Below are 26,957 nucleotides of genomic sequence, written 5' to 3' on the forward strand. Positions count from 1 at the left end.
CGCCGCCTAAGGAGGGCACTATCGCCAGCAGATCAGCCATCAATCGCCGCTGGCTTCCCTTGAACGCGCTGCGCGCCTTCGAGGCGGTGGGCAAGCACCTCAGCTTTACCGGCGGGGCGGCGGCGCTGTCGGTCTCGCAAAGCGCGATGAGCCGCCATGTCGCGGCGCTTGAAGACCTGCTCGGTCAGCGGCTGCTGGACCGCGATGCCAACCGCCTGGCGCTGACCCCGGCGGGGCAGGAATTGCTGGCCGTGGTGACCAAGTCGTTCGAGCGGATCGAGCAGACGATGAACACGATCCGCGATGACAGCGTCCCCACCCGGGCGATGCGGCTGCACGTGCCGCCAACCTTGCTGCACCAGCTGTTCATGCCGATGCTGGCCGAATTCCACCGCGAACACCCCGAAGTGCGGATCGACGTGTTCAGCGCCAATGTCACCGGGTTTCCCGATACCGAACTTGATATGGCGATCGTCTATGACCGCCCCAATGTGGATGACAAGATCACCGATCTGCTGTGGATGGTGCGGGTCGCGCCGCTGTGTTCGCCGATCGTGGCCAAGGCCGCCGAAGGCAAGCCGATGGCCGAATTCCTGGCTGGACAGGAATTGCTCCACGTCAAGCTTGACCTCCAGCCGCGCGATCTTTTGTGGGGCGATTACTTGCGCCGCCAGGGGATCGCCTTGCCAACCCACGGCGGGCTGGCCTTCGATACCGGCCTTGCCGAAGCGCGCTATGCGGTGACCTCGGGCGGGGTGATGCTGGGTGATGTCGATATGTTCGCGGCTGAAATTGCCGCCGGTGGGCTGATCGCGCCCTATGATGCGGTGATCGAGGATGGCTACGGCTATTACCTCAAGCTCCATCCCGACGATCTGGCCGATCCGGCGATCTCGGTGTTCCGCAGCTGGCTGATTGGCCGCTTCGCCAATTTCCGCGAACGGTTCTGACATGCAGCAATTGGCGGCGGCCCCGATCATGTAAAATCGTCACGCCGCCATGCGTGGCAGCGGGTCAGTGTCCCGAGGCGGCAGCGCGTGTACCGTCATTGGGCCGCGTGCGATCGAACTGGCGGGCCAGCGGCCAGGCCACGGCTATCGCCACTACGCAGGTTAGTGCGCCGAGCGGTCCGATCGGGCGATAACCACCGAATTGCTGCGCAATCGCCCCCGCCGCCAACGATCCAAGCGACTGGGCCAGCAACCAGGTGCCAGTGGTCATCACCGCCAGCCGTCCGCTGCTGTCGCAATCATAGGCGAGCCCCAGCAGCATCGGATAGGTCAGGAACCAGGTGACATAATAACCGATGAAGGCCGCGGCAAAGGCAGGCGCAGTGCCAACCGTGGTCAGCAGTGCGCAGGTCACGCCGCAGGCACCCAGCACCACGGCCAGCGGCAAGGCGCGCGGTAGCCGCGCGGTGATCGCGGCCAGCACCGCATTGCCCAGCGCCGAGGCCAGCGTTGCCATTGATTGAAAGCGGCCAAATTCGGTCGCCGGAATGCCGATCGCATGGGCGGTGCGTTCGATGAAGGGCCAGATCGCCAGCGTGCCGAAAGCGAACAACGCCATCGCCGCCAGCACCCGCAGGCCGTCCTTGCCAATCGGCGTGTTGGGCAGCGCGGTCGCATCGGCCAGAGCGGCGTCGGCACCGCCGGGCAGGAACAGCGCCAACAGCCCCAGCACCAGCGAAAGCCCCGCGAGGCCATAGAACATGCCAGCCGCGCCGTAACTTGCGCCCAGCTGCGGCAAACCGAGGGCAATCCCCGCGAACAGCACCGTCTGGAATGCGATCCCCAGCGAAATCCACCGCGCCGGATGTCCGGTTCGCCCGGCAGCCAGATTGACTGCGGAATTGAGGATACCAAACCCCAGCCCGGTTCCGATCCGGCCGGCAAGCAGCAGCGCGTAATTCCCCGTCAAAGCGGAACCTGCCTGCGACAGCATCACCAGCACGCTGGCCGCAACGGCAAGCACCCGCGGGTCAAGCTGGCGGGCGCGCGGTGCGATGACGAACATCGCGGCGGCATAGCTCAGCGTTTCGGCCATCGACCACGCGCCCATCGCGAACGGGGAAAAGCCAAAGCGGTCCATCAGTCCGCCGACCAGGTAGGTGGTGAAATTGTTGCCAAGATGCGCCGCAGTGCTGGCCGCGCCAATCCCGATCAGCGTGAACAGGAACGGACGCGCGGCCCCGCGCGGGGTGGCCAGAGGCGCGCGGCTATCGCTCAAGCCAGCCCGACGATCTGGCCGCTATCGTCCAGCCCGATCTCGTTCGAGGCCGGGCGGCGCGGCAGCCCCGGCATGGTCATGATATCGCCGCAGACCGCAACGATGAACCCTGCGCCGGCCGAAAGCCGCACTTCGCGCACTTCGACCACGTGTCCGGTCGGCGCGCCGGCTTTGGTCGGATCGGTCGAAAAACTGTACTGCGTCTTGGCGATGCAGACCGGCAGCTTGCCGTAGCCGAGCTTCTCGTAATCCTTGAGCGTCGCGGCGGTCGATCCGGTCAGTACGATCCCTTCGGCGCGGTAAATCTCGCGCGCGATGGTCTCGATCTTTTCGGCCAGCGGCATATCGTCAGGGTACAGCAGCTTGACCTCGGGCGAACCGGCATCGAGCTGGGCTTTGACCTGGCGGGCCAGCGCTTCGGCGCCCTTGCCGCCTTCGGCCCAGTGCTTGGCCAGCGCCACGCGCGCGCCGTACTTTTCGCAGACCGCCGTCAGCGCGGCGATTTCTTCATCGGTGTCCTTGATGAAGTGGTTGATCGCCACCACCGGAGTGAGACCAAATTTCTGCAGGTTCTGGATATGGCGTTCGAGATTGACCGCGCCGCGTTCGAGCGCGGCGACATCGGGATTGCCAAGGTCATCCTTCTTGACCCCGCCCTGCATCTTGAGCGCGCGGACCGTCGCCACCAGCACCACCGCATCGGGGCGCAGGCCCGAATGACGGCACTTGATGTCGATGAACTTTTCGGCCCCGAGGTCAGCCCCGAACCCGGCCTCGGTCACCACCACATCGGCGAGCTTGAGCGCGGTCTGCGTTGCCATCACCGAATTGCAGCCGTGGGCGATATTGGCAAACGGCCCGCCGTGGATAAAGGCCGGGTTGTGTTCGATCGATTGGACCAGGTTGGGCGAAATCGCATCGCGCAGCAGCACCGCCATCGCCCCATCGGCCTTGAGATCGCGCGCGGTGATCGGGGTCTTGTCGTAAGTGCGGGCGACGATGATATCGCCAAGCCGCCGCTGCAGGTCCTTCAGGTCGCTCGCCAGGCACAGGATCGCCATGATTTCCGAAGCGACGGTGATATCGAACCCGGTTTCGCGCGGCACGCCATGCGTGACCCCGCCAAGCCCGACATTGATGTTGCGCAGCGCGCGGTCGTTCATGTCGACCACCCGGCGCCAGACAACCCGGCGCGGATCGATATTGAGTTCGTTGCCCCATTGCAGATGGTTGTCGAGCAGCGCCGCAAGCAGGCTGTGCGCCGAAGTGATTGCGTGGAAATCGCCGTTGAAGTGAAGGTTGATGTCCTCCATCGGAATCACTTGCGCGCGGCCCCCACCAGCCGCGCCGCCCTTCATCCCGAAGCACGGGCCCAGCGAAGGCTCGCGCAGGCAGACGATCGATTTGACCCCGATCAGGTTGAGCCCGTCGCTGAGGCCAACCGAGGTGGTGGTTTTGCCTTCGCCCGCCGGGGTCGGCGTAATCGCGGTGACCAGCACCAGCTTGCCGTTAGGGCGATCCTTAAGCGAGGCAATGAAACCCAGATCGACCTTGGCCTTGAAGTGGCCATAGGGCACCAGCGCTTCGGGCGCGATGCCAAGCCGCGCTTCGGCCAGTGGCAAAATCGGCGCCATCTTCGCAGCACGGGCAATCTCGATATCCGGGGCACCGGGCGGCGGAAGCTGGTTCTCTTGCATCTTGGTTCCTCTGAAGCACGGTCGCGATTTCCGCCATGTGCGGGGCCGGCACAAGCCGGGTGCGGAAAATGATCGCTACCATGTCTTGCGGTAATACCGTTGGGCTTGGGGATCAGTCCTCACCGACCTTGAACGAACCTTCGAGCCACGGAAGTTCGGTCAAGAGTGCGGGGAAAACCTCTTCCTCCAGGATCGCGCGGCATTCGTCGACGATCACCCGCGGGGCTGAACCCAGCGTCTGCTGGCGCGCCAGCAGGGTCATCCGGCGGCCAAACTTGCCGCGCAAGATCGGGTGGACCGAAAGCTGTTCGAACGCCCACGGCATCTGGAACAGGCACAGCGGCGTGGTGATCCACCAGCCCAGCCCATAGGAGACCGCAGAGGCGTGGCCGACGATCGAATCGAATTCGATGTCCGAAGCGTATTTCAGCTGCAGCCGGTTAAGCTGCGCCTCGGTCTGCCGGCCCATCGAAGACCGCAGCGAAAAGCGGATGAACGGAATGTCGGCCAGATGCGGCCCCAGTTCGGGGGCCAGCTGGAACTGCTTGGGGAAGATCAGCACATACGGTTCGGTGAACAGGTTGTAACGATCGACATCGAGCATGTCCGAGGTGTTGCTTTCCTCGGTGATCATGATGTCGGCCGCGTGGGTGTTGAACTTGGCGCGTTGATCGGGCATCAAACCGTTAGAAATCCGCCAGTTACGCGCCAGATCGCCTTTGCGGCGATAGAGCCTGGGGCCAAGCACATTGGCCAGGCTTTCGGGCATCGCGATCGACAGCGAGGCCAGTTCGCCGCTTTCGCTTTCGGTCGCCTCGACAAACGCGGAGTTGAGATCGCCAAGGATCTTCTGGCTTTGCCGCAGCAGCACCTGGCCAACCTTGGTCAGCACGATCGGGCGGATCGAGCGGTCGAACAGTTGCCGCCCGACCGCTTCTTCGAGCGCGGCGATGATTTGCGAGACGCCCGACTGGGTCAACCCCAGTACCTTGGCGGCTTGAGTCATGCTGCCCTGTTCGGCGGTGACCACGAAGACCTGCAAGGCGCGGAATTCAAAGCTGCTCGGCAGCTGGCTTTTGTTGAGCATAATCAGTCCCCCCGGACCCGCGCATAGCAGAAGCGCGCATTATCATAAGCGAGGCTTATACACCCGCAGAGCGCTTAGGGGAATAGCACCGTTTCAGGCAATCCGCGCGCCTTGGCGGCGCAATTCGGCCTGGACAGCGCCCAGATCGACCGTTTGGAACTCGCGCCCGGTCTTGACCGCAATCGCCGCCGCCGTGCCTGCGCCTTGCCCGGCCACCGCGCAGCACATCATGTTGCGCACCGCCGCGTGGCTGATCTTGTCACCGCCGATGGTGCGGCCGGTGACGATCAGGTTTTTCACCCCTTTGGGCAGCATCGCACGGTAGGGCACGTGGAAGTAGCGCCCGGTGGTGGGCAGGATCAGCAAGCCATAGCCATCGATGAATTCGGGGAAGATTCCGATCGAATCCGCAAACCGCGCCTGCCCCCGCACATCGGCGGCGGTCAGGTTGTAAGCGGCATCGATCTTGCGCGTATCGCGGATCCCCAGCGTCATCCCGAAATTGCGCAGCTTGGCGCTTTCGCAGCCCGGTTGGAACCGCCGCAGCGCTGCAATCGCCTGCATCGCCTGACGGCGGCCCTCGATCTCGCCGTGAGTCAGATCGTCCGGGTTTGTGCCATCGAGCGTCATGTGGACCATGTTAAGGTAGGTCAGATCGCCCTGATCGGAAACCGTGCCCCAGGTGCCGGCAATGGTCGCCAGGTTGTCGGGCAGCAGACCGGCTTTGTGCGCCTGTTCGAACGGTTTGCGCAAAAAGGGCGAGAACATCGCGTCCTCCTTGCCCGTGGTTTCGACCGACCATTCACCGTCCTTGGCCCAATCGGCATAAGTCTGCGGATCGGCCTTCACAGCATCGATGAACCGCGCCTTGTCCACCCCGCACATCGAGAACATCACCGAGGCGCTCATCATTTCGGCCTTGGGATGCATGTGGGTCGGCGCGCCGGCCCGGTGAGCAAGGTCGCCGTCGCCGCTGGCATCGATCACCAGCCGCGCCAGGATCGCCTCGCGCCCGGCCTTGCTTTCCACGATCACGCCGCGGATGGTGTCCCCCGCCATGATCGGCGCAACGAACATGCGGTGCAGCATCGGGATCACGCCCGCCTCGGTGACCAGACAATCGGCGACATATTTGAACGCTTCGGCATCGAGCGCGTGGCTGATCGATTGCGGTTCGGGCAAGGCCGCGCCCATCGCCTTGGCGCGGTCTTCGAACTCGCGCCCGATCCCTTCGCTGTCGATCGTGGCCGGGTGGCGGTACCAGGCGAAGCCTTCCACGCCCACTTGTGTGATATTGCCGCCAAAGCAGCCGTAGCGTTCGACCAGCGTGGTCTTGACCCCGGCCCGGGCCGAGGCGAGTGCGGCGGCGAGCCCGCCTGGGCCAGAGCCCACCACCAGCACATCGGTCTCGTGGATAACCGGAATGTCGCGCGCCGGTTCAGGAACCACGCAGCTCATCGCTGCGCCGTTTCCCAATCGGGCGCGACGTACCAAGGCGCATTCGACGGGGCCAGCAACCCCTTGCCGAGCACGTGATCCGCGCCCTTTTCGCCGATCATGATTGTCGGCGCGTTGAGGTTGCCGGTGGTGATCGAAGGCATCACCGAACTGTCGATTACCCTGAGGCCTTCGACCCCGATCACCTTGAGCTCGGGATCGACCACCGCCATCGGGTCATTCGCATCACCCATCTTGCAGGTGCACGAAGGGTGCAGCGCGCTTTCGACATGGTCCGCAATGAAGGCGTCAATCGCTTCATCGCTGACGCAGTCCGCGCCGGGCTGAATCTCGCGCCCGCGCCATGGCCCAAAGGCGTCCTGCTGGAAAATCTCGCGGGTCAGGCGCACGCAGGCGCGCATTTCGGCCCAGTCTTCGGGGTGGCTCATGTAGTTGAACAGGATTTTCGGGTGCTCGCGCGGGTCCCTGCTGCGCAGTGTCACGCTGCCGCGGCTTTTGGATCGCATTGGCCCGACATGCGCCTGAAAACCATGTTCGGTGGCGAGCGACGAACCATCGTAATTGATCGCCATCGGGAAGAAATGGTATTGGATATCGGGGTACTTGATCCCGGCCTTGCTGCGGATGAAGCCGCAGGTTTCGAACTGGTTCGACGCCCCGATCCCGCGCCGCAGGAACAGCCATTCCGCGCCGACCATGGCCTTGCCCAAAAGGTTCGCTTTGCCGAACAAGGTGATCGGCTTGGTGCAGGCCATCTGGAAGTAGAACTCAAGGTGATCCTGCAGGTTCGCGCCGACCCCGGGGCGGTCGGCCAGCACGTCGATCCCGAGACTTCGCAGCTCCTCAGCCGGGCCGATTCCCGAGAGCTTGAGCAGCTGCACCGAGTTGATCGAGCCGCCCGACAGCAGCACTTCTCTGGTCGCCCGAACTTGATGCAGCGTGCCGTTCCGCTCATATTCGATCCCGACCGCGCGTTTGCCTTCGAACAGCACCCGGGTCGCAAGGGCATGCTGCACCACCGTCAGATTCGCGCGTTTGCGCGCCGGATAGAGGTAGGCTTTGGCGGCCGAACAGCGCGTACCAGCGCGCACCGTCATGTCCATCCGGCCGAAGCCTTCCTGACGAAACCCGTTGTAGTCTTCGGTCAGGTCATACCCGGCTTGCCGCGCGGCATCGAGCCAGGCCTGGTTGAGCGGGTTCCTTAGCGTGCCGTAACAGGTCGATAAGGGGCCGTTAGCGCCGCGATAATCATCACCGCCCTCGGCGCGGGTCTCGGCGCGTTTGAAATAGGGCAGCACATCGCCGTAGCCCCAGCCGCGCCCGCCGTCCTGATCCTTCCAGCGTTCGAAATCGAGCGGATTGCCGCGCACGTAGACGAGGCCGTTGATCGAGCTCGATCCGCCCAGCCCCAGCCCGCGCGGACAGTGCAGGCGGCGATTGCCCAAGTGCGGCTCCGGCTCGGAATGATAGCCCCAGTTCCACCGCTTGGTGTTGATCGGATAGGCCAGCGCGGCGGGCATCTGGATGAAGATCGAGCGGTCCGATCCGCCAGCCTCGAGCAGCAGCACCGTGTTTTGCCCGTCCGCGCTCAGCCGGTCGGCCAGCACGCAGCCGGCTGATCCCGCGCCGACCACGATGAAATCGAACCGATCAGTATGGGGCATCGATCGGCTCCATCGCCACGTAGACGCTTTTAAGCTGGGTGAAGTATTCGATCGCCGCCTTGCCGTTTTCGCGGCCCAGCCCCGATTGCTTGTTGCCGCCGAACGGCAGCTCGATCGGCGTGATGTTGTAGGTGTTGATCCAGCAGGTTCCGGCTTCCAGCGCGGCGATCACGCGGTGCGCGCGGGTCAGATCATTGGTGAAGATCCCGGCTGCGAGGCCGAGCTCGGTAGCGTTGGCGCGGGCCACCACTTCGGCCTCGTCCTCGAAATCGAGCACGGACATGACCGGGCCGAAGATTTCTTCGCGCACGATTGCCATATCGTCGGTGCAATCGGTGAACACAGTGGGCTGGACGAAGGCGCCCTTTGCCAGTGCGCCCTCGGTCACGCGCTGGCCGCCGGTCAGCAGGGTGGCGCCCTGCTGCTGGCCCAGCGCGATATAGCTCAGCACTTTTTCCATATGCGCCTGCGATATCAGTGCGCCCATCTGCGTGGCAGGATCGAGCGGATCGCCGACAACCATCGCCTCGGTCCGGGCCTTCAACTTGGCGAGGAAGGCATCGCGCACCTTGCGGTGCACGAACACCCGCGTGCCGTTGGTGCAAACCTCTCCGGCCGAATAGAAATTGGCCAGCAGCGCGCCCGATACGGCCTCATCCAGATTGGCATCCTCGAACACGATCAGCGCCGATTTGCCGCCCAGTTCGAGCGTGACGACCTTGAGTGTGGCGGCGGCATCGGCCATCACTTTCTTGCCGGTGCCAACCTCGCCGGTCAGTGAAACCTTGGCGATCCCGGGATGGCGAGTGAGCAAGCGGCCGGTGTCAGCCTTGCCTTGCACCACCTGAAACAGCCCATCGGGCAGCCCGGCATCGCGGTAGGCCTTCTCAAGTTCGATCGCGCTCAAAGGAGTGAGCTCGGCCGGCTTGAACAGCATGGCATTGCCGCAAGCCAGTGCCGGCGCGCTTTTCCAGCAGGCGATCTGGATCGGATAGTTCCACGCCCCGATCCCGGCGACCACGCCGAGCGGCTCGCGCCGGGTATAGCCGAACGCGCCGGGCCCGAGATCAAAATGCTCGCCCGATATGGTGCGGGCAATCCCGGCAAAATATTCGATCGCATCGGCGCCAGAAAGCACATCGACCGCGATCGTTTCCTGGATCGGCTTGCCGGTGTCCTGCGCTTCCAATCGGGCAATGCCCTCGTTGCGCTCCACCAGCAATTGCGCCGCGCGGTTCAGGATCCGGCCGCGTTCCGCTCCGGGGGTGCGCGCCCACAGCTTCTGCGCTTCGGCAGCGCGGCCCACCGCCTTGTCGACCTCGGCTTGGCCGTCGATCCGGATTACGGCCAGCACTTCGCCGGTGGCGGGGTTGATCGTCTCGAAGCTGTCCGCCGCGGCCGCAGCGCCTTCGGGCAGCCGCGCGGCGGCGAGATCGCGTTCGATCGCGGCGAAAATCCAGTCGACCGGGATCTGCACGTCGGGTTTCCACGCGCTGGCCAGCGCCGCACGCAGCCAGAACCCGTCAATCAATGCGCCGATTGTCTCGGCAATCCGTTCCACCGCACCCGGCACCACCAGCGCACGCAATTCGTGCCTGAGGTTGGAGACCATCCGTTCCTGATGGACCCGCTGCAACCGCGCCAACGCCGGAGCATAAAGCGCCAAGCCCCAGAACGAGAGCCACGCGCGTGAGGCTTCGGAGCTGAGTTCGCTGGGGTTGAGATGCGCCAGCACGAACGCCCGCAGCCGCGCTTCGGGATCGTCGCCGCCGGCCAGCGCGCGCATCGGCAAAGTGGTGACGCGTTCGACCAGCTGGCGAAAGGTCGCCTCGATCAGCTTGTCACGGTCGCCAAAGTAATGGACCACCAGGGCCGGCGAAACCGCAGCCCGGCGCGCGACTTCGGCCATGGTGAAATTTTCGATTCCCGTCTCGGCCAGGCTGGCCAACGCTGCCTGCAACAATTGTCCGCGGCGATCTTCGGGTTCCTTGCGGCCCATTGTGCAGCCCTCTCCCAGTCCATTGAATGAACGTTCAATACCAAGCGCACGAGCGCCGCGCCATCACATTTTGACGCACCGAACCCCACCATGAAATCCTTTGATACAGATTATCATTCAATCACATTCTGTGCCATATTGCAATATTATGATTATTTTACAGATTGTTATAAATATATCGCGGTGCGAACGCTGACCCCTGTGGACAAGCTGAAGCAGTCGGTCACTCTGACCAAAGCTTCTTGCACAGACGTTCAATATGGCGCAGTCTCACCTCTTCATAAGGTCGTGCGGCGGCACCAACCGGCATTCGAGCCCTGGGCCGCCGCCAATCGGGAGGTGAGCATGACCTATCGCACCAAGCAATTCCGTTTCGCGGCGTCGTGCGCCGCTATGGCCCTTGGCCTCGTTGCCAGCGCGGCGCAGGCACAGACCGCCGAGGCCGGCAGCGACAGCACCGCCGATGCCCCGGCCGAAGGCGACATCGTGGTCACCGCGCAGAAGCGCGAGCAGCGGCTGCAGGACGTTGGCATCGCGGTGTCGGTGCTGAGCGAGAAGGACCTGCAGAACCGGTCGATCACCAGCGCGACCGATGTCGTGGGGGCGATCCCCAACCTCAAGTTCAACGCCTATTCCTCGTCGCAAGTGGTGTTCAACATGCGCGGGGTTTCGCAGAACGACTATGGCGACCAGCAGGAGCCGCCGGTCGCGGTCTATCAGGATGACAGCTACGCCAGCTCGATTACCACGGCGAGCTTCCCGGTGTTCGACCTTGCCCGGGTTGAAGCGCTGCGCGGGCCGCAGGGCACGCTGTTTGGCCGCAATGCCACCGGCGGTGCGGTGCAGTTCATCTCCAACCAGCCGACCGACACCGCCGAGGGTTACCTCAGCCTGACCTATGGCCGCTACAACCAGACCATCATCGAAGGCGCGGTTTCGGGCCCGCTGGGTGGCAACCTGAGCGCGCGCATTTCGGGCATCTACAACCGCGACGATGGCTATATCGAGAACATCACCCCGGGGCAGAAGGATCGCGGTGCCAACAACCATTGGGCGGTGCGCGGGATCTTTGCCTATGAGCCTTCGGGCACGTTCAAGGCCAAACTGACGCTGCGCTATGCCCAGGCCGATCGCGAACGGCAGGCCGGCATCTACAACTACGCGCCAACCTGCCCGAATGCCCAGTTCCAGGGCGAATTCCTGTCGCCGACCGCAAGCTGCGGATACTGGGGCACCACCGGCACTGCGGGACCGGGCTATTTCAATCCTGCCATTGCAGCCTCGCAAGGCGGCAACCCGTGGGCCACGGCCGGCACCGGTGACGCATACGTGGATCGCAAGCTGTTCGGCGCAACGCTGCGGCTTGATGCCGAGATCGGCAGCCTCGATCTGGTTTCGATCACCGATTACCAGCACATGGACAAGTTCTACATCGAGAGCGGCGATGGCCAGCCCGAACTGCCCTATGTCGAAGCGGTAACCCCGCCGCCCTCAGGCCCCTGCGCGCCGCCGGCAGCCAGCGTGACCTGCTATGCTTCGGGCACGGTGTTCTATCAGGGTGCCAAGGTGAACCAGGTCAGCCAGGAAATTCGCCTGTCGCACACCAGCGACCGCAATTTCCTGACCTTTGGCGGCTTCGCCATGATCATCGATGGTGATTACCGCGCCAAGTATGCGGTGCCGTTCATTGCCTATGATCCGCGGGTCAACTTCACCCAGCGCACCGAAAGCTTCGCCCTGTTCGCGCAGGATGAGTTCGAGCTGAGCGACAAGGTCAAGCTGATCGGGGGCTTGCGTTACTGGCGCGACAGCAAGGAAGGCGATTACACCGCCACCCAGCCGCTGCCGCTCTATGCGCTGTCACTGCACTTCGGGCCGGGCGGGATTTCCTATACCGACCTGACCGGCACCAATACGCCGGCCAGCTGGACCTATGGCGCGGGCACTTCGGGCGTGACGATCACGCCGGACGCCGCCAGCCCGACGTTCGACGGGGTGACCGCCCGCGCCGAGCTTGATTACAAGCCCAGCAATAACACGCTGGTCTATCTCAGCTACAACCGCGGTTCCAAATCGGGCGGGTTCACCTTCTCGACCGGAACGCCGTTCCCCAGCCAGCTGGTCGATACGCTCAACAACCTCGCCTACCAGCCCGAAACGCTCAACGCCTACGAAGTGGGGTTCAAATCGACGCTGGCACCGGGTACCACGCTGAACATCTCGGCGTTCCACTATGACTACCAGAACTACCAGGCGTTCGTGCAGGTCGGCTTTACCCAGGTGGTGCGCAACCTGCCGGCCAAGTCGCAAGGGATCGAGCTCGATTTCACCGCGCGTCCGGCCCCGGGGCTGACCTTCCAGCTTTCGGGCAGCTACCTCAACACCGAGGTCCGCAATGTGCTGCTGCCCGATGGAGTGACGGTGGTGACTCACGATCTGCCGCAATCGCCCGAATTTTCGGGCGGCGCGCTGGTGCGCTATGAATTCGACTTTGGCGGCGGCAAGGCGATGCTCCAGGCCGATGCGCTGTTCCAGTCATCGATGTGCTTCACCGTGATGTGTGCGCCGGTTGAGCGCGAAGGCGGCTATGCGGTCGCCAATGGCCGGGTCGGCTACACCACTGCGGATGACCGGATCAGCGTGGCGGTGTTCGTCAACAACGTGTTCAACCGCGACTACCGGATGTACGCCTTCGATGGCTCGCTCTATTGGGGCGATACGCTGGGGGTCTATGCCAAGCCGCGCACCTGGGGCGTGTCCTTGCGCTACAATTTCGGAAACTGAGATTCCTTCTGGTCGGAAGGAAGACGGGCCGGTCTTTGGAGCAATCCGAAGGCTGGCCCGATCCGCATATGAGGGGATGACGAGGTGGCAAGCCAGGCTGAGACCTTAAACGCAGGCGGCGCGCTGCAACTGCGCCGCCAGCTCGATTGGAAGGATGCCTTCTGGGCCTCGAGCGGGGTCCCGGCCGGCGTGCTGCTGACGATGGGCGGGATCGCCACGGTGATCGGCCAGCCGAGCTGGGTGATCTGGATCGCCTCGATCTTCATGGGCTTCATCCAGTGCTTCGTTTACGCCGAGATTGCCGGGCTCTATCCCAACAAGTCGGGCGGCGCTTCGGTCTATGGCGCGGCGGCGTGGCTGCCTTATGGCAAGTTCATCGCGCCGATTTCGGTGTGGTGCAACTGGCTGGCCTGGTCGCCGGTGCTGGCGCTCGGCACCAGCCTGGCCGCGGGCTATGTCATGGCCAGCCTGTTTCCGGCGGATGCCGCGATTCGCACCTGGCAGCTTGAATTGCTCGATCTGGGCTTCATCCGTGATGGATTGACCATGCGGATCAATTTCGTGGCGCTGATCGGTGCGGCCTTCCTGTTGCTGACTTTTGCCTTGCAGCACCACGGCGCAGCGCGCGCGGCCAGTTTCCAAAAAGTGCTGGGGCTGGTCTGCATGCTGCCGCTGCTGCTGGTCGGGCTGGTGCCGCTGCTCACCGGCGATCTGCCGCGCGATCACCTGTTCCCGCTGCTGCCAATGCTGCGCGACGCGGCGGGCAATCCCGGTTTCGGGACCTGGGACGGGGCGGGCCTGGCCTTGCTGGCGGGTGCGATGTTCGGCGCCGGCTGGTCAACCTACGGGTTCGAGACGGCGGTGTGCTATACCCGCGAATTCCGCGATCCGGCCAAGGATACCGCCAAGGCGATCGTCGCCGCAGGCTTGCTCTGCATTGCGATCTTCACGCTGGTGCCGCTGGCCTTCCAGGCCTCGCTGGGGCTCGAGGGGATGCTCGATCCCAGCATTTACGATGGTTCGGGCGTGGGCAATGCGCTCGCCAAGATTGTCGGCGGCGGTGCGGTGATCGGCAACCTCTTGATCGTGATGCTTGTGCTGGCTTTGCTGCTGATCGTGATGACCAGCATGATGGGATCGAGCCGGACGCTCTATCAGGCCTCGGTCGATGGCTGGCTGCCCAAGTATCTGAGCAAGGTCAATCACCACGGCGCGCCCACTGCGGCGATGTGGACCGATCTCGGCTTCAACCTGATCCTGCTGATGGCATCCGACTATTTCGCGGTCTTGATGATGTCGAACGTCTGCTATTTCATTTTCAACTTCCTCAACCTGCAGGCCGGGTGGATTCACCGGATCGACCGCAAGAATTGGGCCCGGCCCTACCGCTGCCCAACCTGGCTGCTGGCGCTGGGGGCAGTGTTCGGCTTCGTCAACATGGTCTGGATGGGCGCGGGCGCTGATATCTGGGGCGAAGGCACTTTGCGCAACGGGTTGCTCGCCGCGCTGCTGATCGTGCCGGTCTTCGCGTTCCGCCATTATGTGCAGGACAAGGGCAAGTTCCCAGTCAGCGAAGGCAGTGCCGACGATCCGTTCGAGCGCGAAGTGGTGGTCCCGCGCGCCGGGATGTTGCCCTATGTGGCGCTGGCGGCCTGCGCCGTGCTGGTCTGGGCGACGCACCGCTGGGCGATCAGCCTGGGCTAGAGGTCCTTCACCAGCCGCAGCGCATCATAGATCGCCGCGTGGGTATTGCGCGCGGCCACCGCATCGCCGATTCGGAATAACTGGAACGCGCCCTCTGGATTGGTCGCGACCTGCTGCGGCCGCCCGGCAACCAGCGCCTTATGATCCACTTCGCCAAGGTTCGATGAGAGCGGCTTCAAGGCAAAGTAAAGATCATCAAGCGGCAGCGTGCCGTGGTTCACCACCACCTGATCGACCCGCCGCTGCTGCGCCACCCCGCCATATTCGCTGCCGATATGCGCGATCAGCGCGTTGCCATCGCGCTCCACCGATTCGAGCGCGAAAGTAACGGTGAACACGGTATCGAGCGCCTGCAGGCTGCGCATATAGGGCACCAGGTTCATCGCCATCACTTCGGGCGCGAAGCTGCGATCGGGGGTCATGATTTCGACCCGCCCGCCGGCCTTGGCGATCACTTCGGCGGCCTGCAGCCCTGCATGATCGCCAGCATCATCGTAGACCAGCACGTTGCTGCCGGGCCGCACATCGCCGCTGATGATGTCCCAGGCCGATACCACCAGATCGTTGCCAGCGCTCAACACTTCGGTGTGCGGCAGGCCGCCAGTAGCGACGATCACCACGTCCGGCGCCTCGGCCAGCACCGTTTCAGCTTCGGCCCAGGTGTTGAAGCGGAAGGTGACGCCGCGCTTTTCGCACTGACCCATCCGCCAGTCGATGATCCCGATCATCTCGCGCCGCCGCTGGCTTTGCGCGGTCAGGCGGATCTGCCCGCCGGGGCGATCGGCGGCTTCGAACACGGTCACTTGATGGCCGCGCTCGGCCGCGACGCGTGCTGCTTCAAGCCCGGCCGGGCCGGTGCCGACGATCACAACCTTGCGCTGCCTTTGCGCCGGTTCAATAACTTGGGGCATGGTCTCTTCGCGGCCGGTCGCAGCGTTATGGAGGCAGTGCGCGAGCCCCCCCTGATAGATCCGGTCAAGGCAGTAGTTGGCGCCGACGCAGGGGCGGATATCGTCCTCACGGCCTTCGATCAGCTTGTTCAGCAGATGCGGATCGGCAATGTGCGCCCGCGTCATCCCGACCATGTCGAGCAGCCCCGCAGCGATCGCGTGGCGTGCGGTGGCGAGATCGGGAATGCGCGCGGCGTGGAAGGTGGGAAAGCCGGTCGCCTTGCGTATCGCGCCGGCGAAATCGAGGTGCGGCGCGCTGGGCATGCCCTGAATCGGGATCAGATCGGTCAACCCGGGATCGGTATCGATATGGCCGCGCACCACGTTGAGGAAATCGACTTGCCCGCTGTCCTTGAGCCGCTGCGAGATCGCGATCCCGTCCTCGCGGCCAATCCCGCCTTCGAGCATTTCATCGCCGGTATAGCGGATCCCGACGATGAAATCAGGGCCAACCCGTTTGCGGATCTCGGTCAGAACATCGAAAGTGAAACGCAGCCGGTTATCCAGACTGCCGCCATAGGGACCATCCAGTTCATTGGTCAGCGGTGACCAGAACTGGTCCATCAGGTGGCCGTATGCCTGCAGTTCGATCCCGTCCATGCCGCCCGCCTGCATCCGCTCTGCGGCATCGCCATAGTCGGTGATGATCCGGGCAATGTCCCAGTCTTCCATCTTCTTGGGGAACGAGCGGTGCGCCGATTCGCGGCGATGCGAGGGCGAGACCACCGGCAGCCAATCGGCCTTGTCCCACCGCGTGCGGCGGCCCAGATGAGTCAGCTGGATCATCACCGCCGCGCCCGCTTCGTGCACCGCATCGGTCAGCTCGCGGGTCCATTTGACCACCTCGTCCTGCCACGCGAGGATGTTGTTGAAGACCGGCGGACTATCGCGCGAGACCGCGGCCGATCCGGCGGTCATGGTCAGCGCCACCCCGCCGCGCGCGCGCTCGACATGATAGGCGCGGTAGCGGCCCTTGGGCATGCCATCTTCGGGATAGGCGGGCTCATGCGCGGTCAGGATCACGCGGTTGCGCAGCGTTAGATGCTTGAGCTGGTAAGGCTGGAGCAGCGGATCTTCGGCCATTGGCTCCCCCTGGGTGGAAGCACAGCCTAGGCCCGGACAGCCGCGCTGTAACCGGCAAAAAACATCACACGACCATCAGCTTTGGTTATGCGATGGCTGGATCAGGCCCCGGTCCAATCGAGCACGATCTTGCCCGAACGGCCGCTGCGCATGGTTTCAAACCCGCGTTCGTAATCAGTATAGGGCATGCGGTGCGTGATCAGACCCGAAACGTCGAGGCCTGAACCCAGCATCGCCAGCATCTTGTACCAGGTTTCGAACATCTCGCGTCCATAGATCGCCTTGATGGTCAGCGCCTTGAAAACGATCTTGCTCCACTCGATGCTGGTCTCGCCGGGCGGAAAGCCGAGCATCGCCACCTTGCCGCCCATCACCATGTTTTCGACGATCTGGTGCAGCGCTGCGCCTGCGCCCGACATTTCCATGGCGACATCAAAGCCTTCAGTCATCCCCAGCTTGTGGCGCACCGAAACGAGGTCTTCCTCGGCGACGTTGACCGGCAAGCAATCGGCGATCTTGCCCGCCAGCTCGAGCCGGTAAGGGTTGATATCGGTAATCACCACATGGCGCGCGCCGACATGGCGGGCGACCGCCGCGGCCATGATCCCGATCGGCCCGGCGCCGGTGATCAGCACGTCCTCGCCGATCAGGTCGAACGCCAGCGCGGTGTGGACCGCATTGCCGAGCGGATCGAGCATCGCGGCCACATCCATTTCGACATGATCGGGCAGCGCGATCACGTTGAAGGCGGGGATGCACAGATACCTGGCGAAAGCGCCGGGGCGGTTGACGCCGACGCCTTGCGTTTCGGGATCGAGGTGGAAATGCCCGGCGCGCACCGCCCGGCTTTTCTCGCCGATCAGGTGGCCTTCGCCCGAAACCCGCTGGCCGATCTTCAGCGGGCGCTTCACGTGGTCGCCAATCGCCGCGATCTCCCCGCCGAATTCGTGGCCGACGATCATTGGCACGGGAATTGTCCGCTGAGCCCAGTCATCCCAGTTGTAGATGTGGATGTCGGTCCCGCAGATCGCGGTGCGGTGAACGCGGATCAGCACTTCGTCGGGGCCGGGCTGCGGAATGGGCTGCTGCTCCAGCCAGATGCCGGGCTCGGGCCGGGCCTTGACCAGTGCGGGCATGGTCTCGGTCATTTCAAATCACTCCCAACGTGCGGCCAACCTTGGTGAAGGCAGTAATCGCGCGGTCGATATGGTCGAAAGTATGGGCGGCGCTCATCTGGGTGCGGATCCGGGCCTGGCCCTTGGGCACCACCGGGAATGAAAATCCGGTCACGTAAATTCCTTCATCCAGCAGCCGTGCGGCCATGTCGGATGCCAGCTTCGCGTCACCCAGCATCACCGGGATGATCGGGTGTTCGCCCGGTTGCAGGGTGAAGCCGGCGCTGGCCATACCGGCACGGAACCGCGCGGCATTGGCGAACAGTTGCGCAGCGAAGGGATTGCCCTGTTCAAGCATGTCGAACACCGTGAGGCTGGCCCCGACCAGCCCCGGCGCCAACGCATTCGAAAACAGGTACGGCCGCGCCCGCTGGCGCAGCAGATCGATCACCGATTGCCGCGCGCAGATATAGCCGCCCATCCCGCCACCGAGCGCCTTGCCCAGCGTGCCGGTAAGTATGTCGACCCGCCCCATCACCCCGCAATGTTCGATCGTGCCGCGCCCGGTTTCGCCCATAAACCCGGCGGCGTGGCAATCATCGACCATCACCAGCGCGCCGTGTGCGTCGGCCAGGTCGCAGATCGCGGCAAGGTTGGCGATGAACCCGTCCATCGAGAACACCCCGTCGGTGACAATCACCCTGGCTCCGCTACCTTCCGCGTCCGCCGCTTTCAGCTGCGCCTCAAGATCGGCCATGTCGTTGTTGGCGAAGCGGTAGCGTCGCGCCTTGCTCAATCGCACCCCATCGATGATCGAGGCGTGGTTGAGGCTATCCGAAATGATCGCATCGTCCGCCCCGAACAGCGGCTCGAACACCGCGCCGTTGGCATCGAAACAGGCGGCGAAAGTGATCGCATCGTCAAAGCCGAAGAACGCGGCGATGCGGCGCTCAAGCTGGCGGTGGATGTCCTGCGTGCCGCAGATGAACCGCACCGAGGCCATGCCGAAGCCGTGGCTCTGGCTATAGTGGTGCGCCGCCGCGACCAGATCGGGATGATCGGCCAGGCCGAGGTAGTTGTTGGCACAGAAGTTGATCACACGGGCGCGGCCGGCGGGGGTATCAACCTCAACCTCCACCCCTTGCGGCGAAAGCAGCTGCCGCTCGTGCTTGGTCAGGCCCTGGGTCTCGATCTCTTCAAGGGCCTGCTCGACCCCGGCATAGAATGCATCGCGCATGGCGGACTCCAATCCTTCACGCAAGGATGGCAGGACGCGGACGGACAGTCCAGATCATGTCTATTTTATATTATCCCATCTGGGCATTTTGTTTGGTTTGAAACTAATTTTGTTGCCGCCGGTGCACCGCGAGCAAACCCTTCAAGGTGCCCGCGCACATCACCAGCAGCACCAATGCCAGGGGCAGTCCGGTGGCAATCGCGCCGGCCTGAAGCGAGGTGAGCCCGCCTGATAGCAGCAGCACCACTCCGATCCCGCCGACCGCGAACAGCCAGAACACCTTCTGCCGTAGCGGCGTGTCCGTCCGTCCGCCCGAGGTCATGCAATCGATCACCAGGGTGCCCGAATCCCACCCGGTGACGAAGAACACCAGGATCAGCACCACCGCCGCGAACGAGGTGAACTGGGCCCAAGGGAGCGAGCCGAGCAGTTCGAACAATTGCGTTTCAAGGCTGGCCTTGGCGAGGCCCGGGGCCTGGCCCGACACGATCTCGGCAATCGCCGCATCGCCAAACACGGTCAGCCAGATGATGCCGAGCACGCTGGGCGCGATCATGGCCCCGGCGATGAATTCGCGCACCGTGCGGCCCAGCGAAATCCGCGCCATGAAGGTGCCGACGAACGGCGCCCAGCTGATCCACCAAGCCCAGTAGAATACAGACCAATCACGGTAGAAGCCCTGATCTTCGCGGCCCACCGGGTTCGACAGCGCGGGCAGGTGCCACAGATACTGAAAGGTATTGCGCGCCAGATCGCCAAGCAGCGCGAGCGCCGGGCCGGTGGCGAGAATGAAGGCCAGCAGCGCCACCGCCATCCACATGTTGGCTTCGGACAGGATCCGGATCCCGCGATCGATCCCGCCGCGCACCGACAGGAAAGTGACGAACGACATGATCGCAATCAGCGCCATGATCGCCAGCTTCGAAGAAGGAATGCCATAGAGGAAGGTCACTCCAGCCATCGCCTGCTGCGCCCCGATGCCGAGCGAACTTGCGAGGCCAAAGATCGTTGCGAAGACCGAGAGGATCTCGATCACATCGCCGGTGCGGCCCCAGGCGGCCTTGCCGATCAGCGGATAAAACGCCGATCGCATCGAAAAAGGCATGCCAAAATCATAGGCGAACAGCGCCATCGCCAGCCCCGCCACCGCAAAGATCGCCCACGGGTGCAGCGCCCAGTCGAAGATCGTCGCCGCCATCGCCAGATCGCGCGCCGCTGCGGCGTTGCCCGCTGCCCCGCCCAGCGGCGCGGCCGCTCCGCCCATCATCGACGCCGTGAAGTGCGAGACCGGTTCGGAGACGCCGTAGAACACCAGGCCGATCCCCATCCCGGCGCCGAACAGCATCGAGAACCAGCTCATCCGCGAATAATCGGGGCTCGCGCCTTTGCCGCCCAGCCGGATTTTGCCAAGCGGCGAGACCGCCACCACCACACAGAACAGCAGCAGCAGGTTGCCGGTCGACATCAGGAACCAGTCAAAGGTGTTGGTCGACCAGGCGCGCAGATCGCCGAACAGCTTGGCCGATTGCTGCGGCGCCAGCACCGAATAGACGATCACCGCGAGCGAAATCAGCGCGGTGGGGAAGAACACCAGCGGGTCGATCCGCATGCCCAGCACAGTGCGCGTCGCCTTGCCGTATGCGCCGGTGTCGATGCTATCTGCCCAATCCGCCATGCCATGCTCCCTTGGCGCAAAAGGCTAGACGGCGGACGCAGACGTGGCGAGTCCATCGCCCCGATTAATGCGCGGCATAAGCTTGTGGTTTTAGTACCGACATGCCTCCCCTCCCCGTCGGGGAGGGGCAGGGGGCTCGAGGTCTCGCTTTAACGCAATCGTCGGACCCCCATCCCAACCCTTCCCCAGTGGGGAAGGGCTTCTTACGCATAACTCTAGCAGGATAGACTCTAGCTGATGTTCGAATCCGGGAAGCTGGCCTTGGCCTCTTCCATGAATTTGATCAGCCGGGCGTCGATCTCGGGATCAAGCTCGGGCGCGACGTAGCTTGCCAGCATCGCCTTGTAGAGCTTTTCGGCGCGCTGTTCGGCGTCGAGCTTGCCATCTTCGACCCACTGTTCGTAGCTGTTGTTGTCGGCCACGGTCGAACGGTAAAACGCGGTCTTGAAATTGGCCTGGGTGTGGGCGCAGCCCAGGAAGTGCTGGCCCGGACCAACTTCGCGCATCGCATCCAGCGCCTGGCCGTTGTCGCTCATGTCGACGCCCTTGGCATAGATCGCCATCATCGCCGCCTGATCGCAGTCCATCACGAACTTTTCATAGCCCATGGCGAGCCCGCCTTCGAGCCAGCCAGCGGTGTGGAGCATGAAGTTGACCCCCGCGATCAGCCCCTGCTGCAGCGTGTTGGCGCTTTCATAAGCGGCCTGCGCATCAGGTACCTTGGACGCATTGAACCCGCCCGCGCTGCGGAACGGCACGCCGAGGCGCCGGGCCAGCGCCGCACCGGCGTTGATGATCAGCGAAGCCTCAGGGGTGCCAAAGGTCGGCGCACCCGATTGCATCGACATTGACGAGACGAAATTGCCATAGATCACCGGTGCACCAGGGCGGACCAGCTGCGCCAGCGCCATCCCGCACATCCCTTCGGCCAGGCTCTGCGCCGCGACCGCCGCGACGGTGACCGGCGACATTGCCCCTGCAACGATGAATGGGCTGACCATGGTCGCCTGATTGTGCCGGGCATAGACCTTGAGCGCGCCGAGCATCGTCTCATCGAACGTCATCGGCGAATTGGCGTTGATCAGGTTGACCGTGACGCAGTTTTCTTCAACGAAATCCTCGCCGAACACGATTTTCGACATGGTCACCGTATCTTCGGCGCGGCTCGGGTGGGTGACCGATCCCATGAACGGCTTGTCGCTGTATTTGATGTGGCTGTAGACCATATCGTAGTGGCGCTTGTTGACCGGCAGGTCGACCGGTTCGCAAATCGTCCCGCCCGAATGGTGCAGACTGTCTGCCATGTAGGCCAGCTTCACGAAATTGCGGAAATCCTCGATCGTGGCATAACGCCGCCCACCTTCACGGCTGTAGACAAACGGGCTGCCATAGGCCGGAACCAGCACCATGTTATCGCCGCCGATGACCACGTTGTTGGCCGGGTTGCGGGCATACTGGGTGAAAATCTTCGGCGCGTTGTTCTGGATGATCTCGCGGCACATGCCGCGCGGGAAGCGCACCCGCACGCCATCGACCGAAGCCCCGGCGGCAACGAACAGCGCGATCGCTTCGGGATCATCCTTGATGTCGATCCCAATCTCTTCGAGGATCGTATCGGCGTTGTGTTCCAGGATCGCGAGGTCGGCATCGCCCAGCACCGAATAGGGCGGGATGCCGCGCTTGATATAGGGCTCGCGCGGGGGCTTTTCGGCGGCATTGGCGGCGGCGCGGCCGCTGCGGCCTCCGGAACGGACATCTCTGGTCATGGCATTTCCTTCCTTAACGTTCCCGGGTCCGCTGCCCGCTGCGGCGACCACGGCCGGTAGCCGCATCACCTTCCTGCCGGGGTGCGGTGGGGAATCTCATCGCGGCGACAAAATAGTCCTGAAACTTCGGCTCGGTGGCGGTTTCAACTTTGATGATGTGCTTTACCGCCTCGATAATCCGGGCCTTCTCGGCCACGTTGTAAAGCGCCATCGCCGCGCCCATCCCGGCGGCATTGCCGATCGAGCGGATCTGCGCGGCGCTGGCCATCGGGATGATCCCGATATCGGCAACGTACTGGCTATCAAGGTGCGTGCCGAACGCGCCGGCCAGCAGCACTTCGTCAAACGCGGGGCAGCCCAGTTGATCGACCAGCAGCTGCACGCCTGCTGATAGCGCGGCCTTGGCCAGCTGCACCGCGCGGACATCGGTCTGCTTGACCCACAGCGGGTTTTCGGGGCGATCCAGCAGCAGGAACTTCCAGCTCTTGCCTTCCTGCACAAACCGGTGCGGGGCCGCATCGGAGCGGAACAGCCCGCTTTCATTGAGCAGGCCTGCGCTGGCCAGTTCGACCATCACTTCGAATATGCCCGAGCCGCAAATGCCGACCACGCGCTGTTCGGCGATGTCCGGATCGGCATCGGACAGCCACGCATCGCTGCCGATCACCTTGAACTTCGGCTGGAAGGTCGCGCGGTCGATCCGCACCCGTTCGATCGCGCCGGGGGTGGCGCGCACCCCCGCGCTGATCTCGGCGCCTTCGAAGGCCGGCCCGGTGGGCGAGGAACAGGCCGCGACCTTGCCGCCGTGGCTGAGCACGATTTCGGCATTGGTGCCGATATCGACCAGCAGCACCGAACGCCCGGCCATCGTGTCGATCTGGGTGAGATAAGCCCCGGTGGTATCCGCGCCGACATGCCCGCCGACCAGCGGCAGGAACGCGATCCGCGCGGTTTCGGAGATGCCCAGGTTGAAGCGGTGCGCGGGCGCTTCGAACCAGTCTTTCACCGCAAGGGTAAACGGCGCCTGGCCCAGCTCGACCGGGTTCAGCCCCAGGAACAGGTGGTGCATGATCGGGTTGCCGACCAGCACCACTTCGAGGATCTGGTTGGGCCCAAGATCGAGCTTAGCCCTTGCCTCTTCCAGCATCTTGCCGACCTGGCCCTGGATTTCGGCGGTCAGCTTTTCCTCGCCGCCCTTGTTCATCATCACGTAGGAGACCCGGCTCATCAGGTCTTCGCCATAGCGGATCTGCGGGTTCATCGCCGAGGCCTGGTGGACCAGCGCGCCGTTGGTCAGATCATAGAGATACAGCGCCAGACTGGTCGAACCGATGTCGATCGCCGCGCCATAGGCATCGAACGGGGCGGGCGGCCAGACGTCGATGATCCATGTGTCATCGCGCACCACTGCGATCAGTTCGCGCTCATTTTGCGCCAGGATCGGCTGCAGCTTGGTCAGCGGGCGGTGCTCGATCCGCGTTTCGACGCCGAATTCGCGCAAGGCTGCCACCAGTGCCTCGGTGTCGCTGGGATTGTCGTCCATCTGCGGCACCGGCAGCTTGACCATGAACAGCTTGATTGCGGGATCAAGCGCGGTCTGAAAGCCCGTCGAATCCTTCGAGATGCTCGAAACCTGGTGACGCGCGTCGCTGGGCACTTCGATCACCACATCGCCCAAAACTTGCGCGCGGCAGGCAAGGCGGCGGCCGGGCTTCAGATCGCCGCGCTTGGCTGCCTTTTCCTCACTGTCGGTCCACGCCGAGAGGTGATCGGCCTTGACCTTCATGTCGAACTTGGCGTGCTCGCCCGGTTCCAGCTCGATCTGGCAGCGCCGGCACAGCCCCTTGCCGCCGCAGATCGAGAGGATATCGACCCCGCTCGCCAGCGCCACATCATAGACGCTTTGCCCATGCTCGGCGGTGGTGCGGATGCCCGAAGGGGTGAAGATGACTTTGTGCGATGTCACTTGTCAGAACCCGTCCGTGGGCATGGCTGTGAACTGCGGCAGACCATCGTCGATCATGTAATAATCGCCCTTCTCACCGACAAAGGAATGGCCGACCGGATTGATGCCTGCGGTGCTATCGAGACAGCCCATCATCACGCTTATATTGGGTGAGCCCGCACGTCGCCAGAACAGCGGACTGGCGCAACTGGCGCAGCGACCGGTCTCGGATGCGCCCGAATGCGGCGTCCAGCTGATGTCTCCCGTTACCGCGAACCGCTCGCGCTCGGTCCTGCAGACAGCGAGGAAATGTCCGGTTACCGCGCGGCATTGTCGGCAGTGGCAATACCACAGGTCATTCAGCCCCTCAGCGCTGAACGTGACCGCGCCGCACAGGCACTGCCCGGTATGTTTGGCAGAATCAGCCACGCCGGCGTCCACCGGGGCGCCGTCCGCCGCGGCTTTCGCCTTCGGGCACGGGTTCGCGAAACATCCGGATCCAGTTGGCGCAATTGGGATCGACCCCGTTGAGCGTATCGGCCGCCTTGATCGCCGGGACCAGTCCTTCGTGCAGCGGGTTTAGGATCGCGCTGGTCATCCCCGCGCAGGCCGCCATCGGCAGGAAGCTGTTGTTGATCGCGTGGCGGTTGGGCAGGCCGAAGCCGACGTTGGACGCGCCGCAGGTGGTGTTGACCCCCAATTCCTCACGCAAGCGCCGCACGAACCTGAACACATCCCGCCCGGCGCTGTTGATCGCGCCAATCGGCATGACCAGGGGATCGACCACCACGTCTTCGGGCTTGATCCCGTGATCCTGCGCCCGGTTGACGATCAGCTTGGCGATCCGGAAGCGTTCATCGATGTCTTCGGAAATGCCGGTATCGTCGTTCGAGATCGCGACTACGGCGGCGCCGTATTTCTTCACCAGCGGCAGCACACGCTCCATCACTTCTTCTTCGGCGGTGGTCGAATTGACCAGCGCGCGGCCCTGATAAACCGCCAGACCTGCTTCGAGCGCCTCGATGATCGAGCTGTCGATGCACAGCGGGACATCGGTGACCGACTGGACCAGCTGGATCACTTCGGCGAGGATCCTGGGCTCATCGGCCAGCGGGATCCCGGCGTTGACGTCAAGCATCTGGGCCCCCGCAGCAACCTGCGCCAGCGCATCGGCAACCACGCGGTCGTAATTGCCTTCCTTCATTTCGGCGGCGAGCAACTTGCGCCCGGTGGGATTGATCCGTTCGCCGATCATCACGAACGGCTGGTCGAAGCCGATGATGACTTCCTTGGAGGCAGAGGCGAGTACGGTCCTGGACATCGGCTATTCCCTTAAGCTGAAGCGGGTTGTCTGATATGGTCGAGATGGCTGGGCGCCCACGGCTGGCGGCCGTGCAGCACGCCCGATTTGGTGACGATTTCGCCGATCCATTCTTCCTGTTTGTAGGCCATCAGGTGGATGCCGCTGACGCCTGCGATCTCGGCCAGCTGCTGCATCAGTTCGGTCGCGATCGCCCGGCCCTCGGCCTTGGGCTTTTCGGCCTGTTCGAGCCGGCGGATCACGCTATCGGGAATATGCACCCCGGGGATTGCGCTGCGCAGCCACCTGGCGGTCCTGGCCGAGGCAAGCACGCCAACGCCCATCAGCACATAGCACCGCTCGGTCAGGCCCAGATCGCGCGCACGGGCCATGAAATCCCGCGCCATATCGAGATCAAAGCAATACTGCGACTGGACGAATTGCGCGCCTGCAGACACCTTCTTGGCGAACTGATCGACCCGCGCGGTGTGCGGCGGGGCGAACGGATTGATCGAGGCGCCCAGGAACAGCCGCGGCGGCAGATCGAGCTGGCGGCCCGACAGGAACCGGCTTTCATCACGCAGCGTCCGCACGGTCTGGAGCAAGGACACCGAATCAAGATCGAACACCGGCTTGGCCTCAGGGTGATCGCCCACCGAGACATCATCGCCCGACAGGCACAGCACCGAACAGACCCCCAGCGCCGATGCGCCGAGCAGATCGCCCTGGATCGCGATCCGGTTGCGATCGCGGCACGAGACCTGAATGATCGGCGAATAGCCCTCGCGGGTCAGCAGCGCGCAGACCGCGAGGCTCGACATATGGCAATTGGCGCCCGAGCAATCGGTGGCATTGATCGCATCGACATGGCCATCGAACAGCGCGGCGCGGCGCAGCACTTCTTCACCATCGGCCGAATCGGGCGGGGCAATCTCGGTTGAAACGGCAAAGTGACCGGCGCGCAGCACGCGTTCGAACCGCCCGTGCGAGACATGGCCGGCCAGTCTTGTCAGCGGATCGCCGGGGTTGAGCCCTTCGGCTTCGATCTGCGCGCGATCAGTCATCGCGGGCGAGCTTGAGCCACGAGCTTTGCCCCTTAAGCCGGTGATCGAGCGCAAACTGGACTTCGCGGATCGTATCGCCGTGCTTCATCCGCGATGCCCCGTCCCAGGCCGCCACCCAGACGCAGCGCATTTCGGGCTTGACCTCGCAGTGGCCATCTTCGCGCACCCCGCCGCACGGGCCATTGCGCAGGGTCTTGGGG

The 26,957-nt window shown here is 63.8% G+C and carries 19 protein-coding genes; 3 read left to right on the plus strand and 16 right to left on the minus strand.

All coding sequences use genetic code 11. The annotated features are described in order from the left end of the window. Positions 1 to 59 precede the first annotated feature (59 nt). On the plus strand, positions 60 to 950 hold the full coding sequence (locus RMN99_RS08885) for a LysR family transcriptional regulator (protein ID WP_309622953.1): 891 nt from the start codon (positions 60 to 62) through the stop codon (positions 948 to 950). A 64-nt stretch (positions 951 to 1,014) separates the two neighbouring features. Here RMN99_RS08885 and RMN99_RS08890 read toward each other — a convergent pair whose 3' ends face one another. From RMN99_RS08890 to betB, 6 genes are all read right to left on the minus strand, one after another. Continuing rightward, complete coding sequence (locus RMN99_RS08890) at positions 1,015 to 2,229, minus strand: MFS transporter (RefSeq protein WP_309622954.1); 1,215 nt, start codon at positions 2,227 to 2,229, stop codon at positions 1,015 to 1,017. Then, entirely contained in the window at positions 2,226 to 3,926 is a 1,701-nt protein-coding gene (locus RMN99_RS08895) for a formate--tetrahydrofolate ligase (RefSeq protein WP_309622955.1), read from the minus strand. The genes RMN99_RS08890 and RMN99_RS08895 overlap by 4 nt, the downstream gene beginning before the upstream one ends. Before the next feature lie 112 nt (positions 3,927 to 4,038). Next, entirely contained in the window at positions 4,039 to 5,013 is a 975-nt protein-coding gene (locus RMN99_RS08900; protein WP_309622956.1) for a LysR family transcriptional regulator, read from the minus strand. Positions 5,014 to 5,106: 93 nt separating this feature from the next. Beyond that, on the minus strand, positions 5,107 to 6,471 hold the full coding sequence (locus tag RMN99_RS08905) for an FAD-dependent oxidoreductase (protein WP_309622957.1): 1,365 nt from the start codon (positions 6,469 to 6,471) through the stop codon (positions 5,107 to 5,109). Beyond that, a complete protein-coding gene (gene betA / locus RMN99_RS08910; protein ID WP_309622958.1) occupies positions 6,468 to 8,135 on the minus strand; it encodes a choline dehydrogenase in 1,668 nt (555 codons plus the stop codon). The genes RMN99_RS08905 and betA overlap by 4 nt, the downstream gene beginning before the upstream one ends. Further along, positions 8,122 to 10,134: a betaine-aldehyde dehydrogenase gene (gene betB / locus RMN99_RS08915; RefSeq protein ID WP_309622959.1), complete on the minus strand. Its 2,013-nt coding sequence runs from the start codon at positions 10,132 to 10,134 to the stop codon at positions 8,122 to 8,124. The genes betA and betB overlap by 14 nt, the downstream gene beginning before the upstream one ends. 345 nt (positions 10,135 to 10,479) lie before the next feature. Between betB and RMN99_RS08920 the strand changes: the two genes are divergently transcribed. Both RMN99_RS08920 and RMN99_RS08925 read left to right on the plus strand, forming a co-directional pair. Beyond that, the gene (locus tag RMN99_RS08920; protein ID WP_309622960.1) at positions 10,480 to 12,918 is read left to right on the plus strand and encodes a TonB-dependent receptor domain-containing protein; all 2,439 of its coding nucleotides are present in this window, start codon (positions 10,480 to 10,482) and stop codon (positions 12,916 to 12,918) included. Between the two features lie 84 nt (positions 12,919 to 13,002). Beyond that, positions 13,003 to 14,622: an APC family permease gene (locus tag RMN99_RS08925; RefSeq protein ID WP_309622961.1), complete on the plus strand. Its 1,620-nt coding sequence runs from the start codon at positions 13,003 to 13,005 to the stop codon at positions 14,620 to 14,622. Here RMN99_RS08925 and RMN99_RS08930 read toward each other — a convergent pair. The 10 genes from RMN99_RS08930 to RMN99_RS08975 all read right to left on the minus strand — a co-directional run. Then, complete coding sequence (locus RMN99_RS08930; protein WP_309622962.1) at positions 14,619 to 16,655, minus strand: NADH:flavin oxidoreductase; 2,037 nt, start codon at positions 16,653 to 16,655, stop codon at positions 14,619 to 14,621. The genes RMN99_RS08925 and RMN99_RS08930 overlap by 4 nt on opposite strands. A 101-nt stretch (positions 16,656 to 16,756) precedes the next feature. After that, positions 16,757 to 17,803 (minus strand): L-threonine 3-dehydrogenase, encoded by a 1,047-nt coding sequence (tdh, locus tag RMN99_RS08935; RefSeq protein WP_309622963.1) that lies wholly within the window; start codon positions 17,801 to 17,803, stop codon positions 16,757 to 16,759. A 1-nt stretch (position 17,804) separates the two neighbouring features. After that, entirely contained in the window at positions 17,805 to 19,007 is a 1,203-nt protein-coding gene (locus tag RMN99_RS08940; RefSeq protein ID WP_309622964.1) for a glycine C-acetyltransferase, read from the minus strand. Positions 19,008 to 19,110: 103 nt separating this feature from the next. Continuing rightward, positions 19,111 to 20,682 carry a BCCT family transporter gene (locus RMN99_RS08945; protein ID WP_309622965.1) on the minus strand — a complete coding sequence of 524 codons (1,572 nt, stop codon included), beginning with the start codon at positions 20,680 to 20,682 and terminating at the stop codon, positions 19,111 to 19,113. A 230-nt stretch (positions 20,683 to 20,912) separates the two neighbouring features. Beyond that, the gene (locus tag RMN99_RS08950) at positions 20,913 to 22,448 is read right to left on the minus strand and encodes a trimethylamine methyltransferase family protein (protein WP_309622966.1); all 1,536 of its coding nucleotides are present in this window, start codon (positions 22,446 to 22,448) and stop codon (positions 20,913 to 20,915) included. A gap of 13 nt (positions 22,449 to 22,461) precedes the next feature. Continuing rightward, on the minus strand, positions 22,462 to 24,414 hold the full coding sequence (locus tag RMN99_RS08955; protein WP_309622967.1) for an ASKHA domain-containing protein: 1,953 nt from the start codon (positions 24,412 to 24,414) through the stop codon (positions 22,462 to 22,464). Positions 24,415 to 24,417: 3 nt separating this feature from the next. Continuing rightward, a complete protein-coding gene (locus RMN99_RS08960; RefSeq protein ID WP_309622968.1) occupies positions 24,418 to 24,822 on the minus strand; it encodes a GFA family protein in 405 nt (134 codons plus the stop codon). After that, positions 24,815 to 25,714: a dihydropteroate synthase gene (locus RMN99_RS08965; protein WP_309622969.1), complete on the minus strand. Its 900-nt coding sequence runs from the start codon at positions 25,712 to 25,714 to the stop codon at positions 24,815 to 24,817. Before RMN99_RS08965 ends, RMN99_RS08960 begins: the two co-directional genes overlap by 8 nt. An 11-nt stretch (positions 25,715 to 25,725) precedes the next feature. Further along, positions 25,726 to 26,757 carry a methylenetetrahydrofolate reductase gene (locus RMN99_RS08970; RefSeq protein WP_309622970.1) on the minus strand — a complete coding sequence of 344 codons (1,032 nt, stop codon included), beginning with the start codon at positions 26,755 to 26,757 and terminating at the stop codon, positions 25,726 to 25,728. Continuing rightward, positions 26,750 to 26,957, minus strand: a 208-nt coding sequence (locus tag RMN99_RS08975; protein WP_309622971.1) for a methylenetetrahydrofolate reductase C-terminal domain-containing protein, incomplete at its 5' end; no start/stop codon positions are given. The genes RMN99_RS08970 and RMN99_RS08975, both read right to left, overlap by 8 nt.

The organism is Novosphingobium sp. (assembly GCF_031417815.1).
GTDB lineage: Bacteria > Pseudomonadota > Alphaproteobacteria > Sphingomonadales > Sphingomonadaceae > Novosphingobium.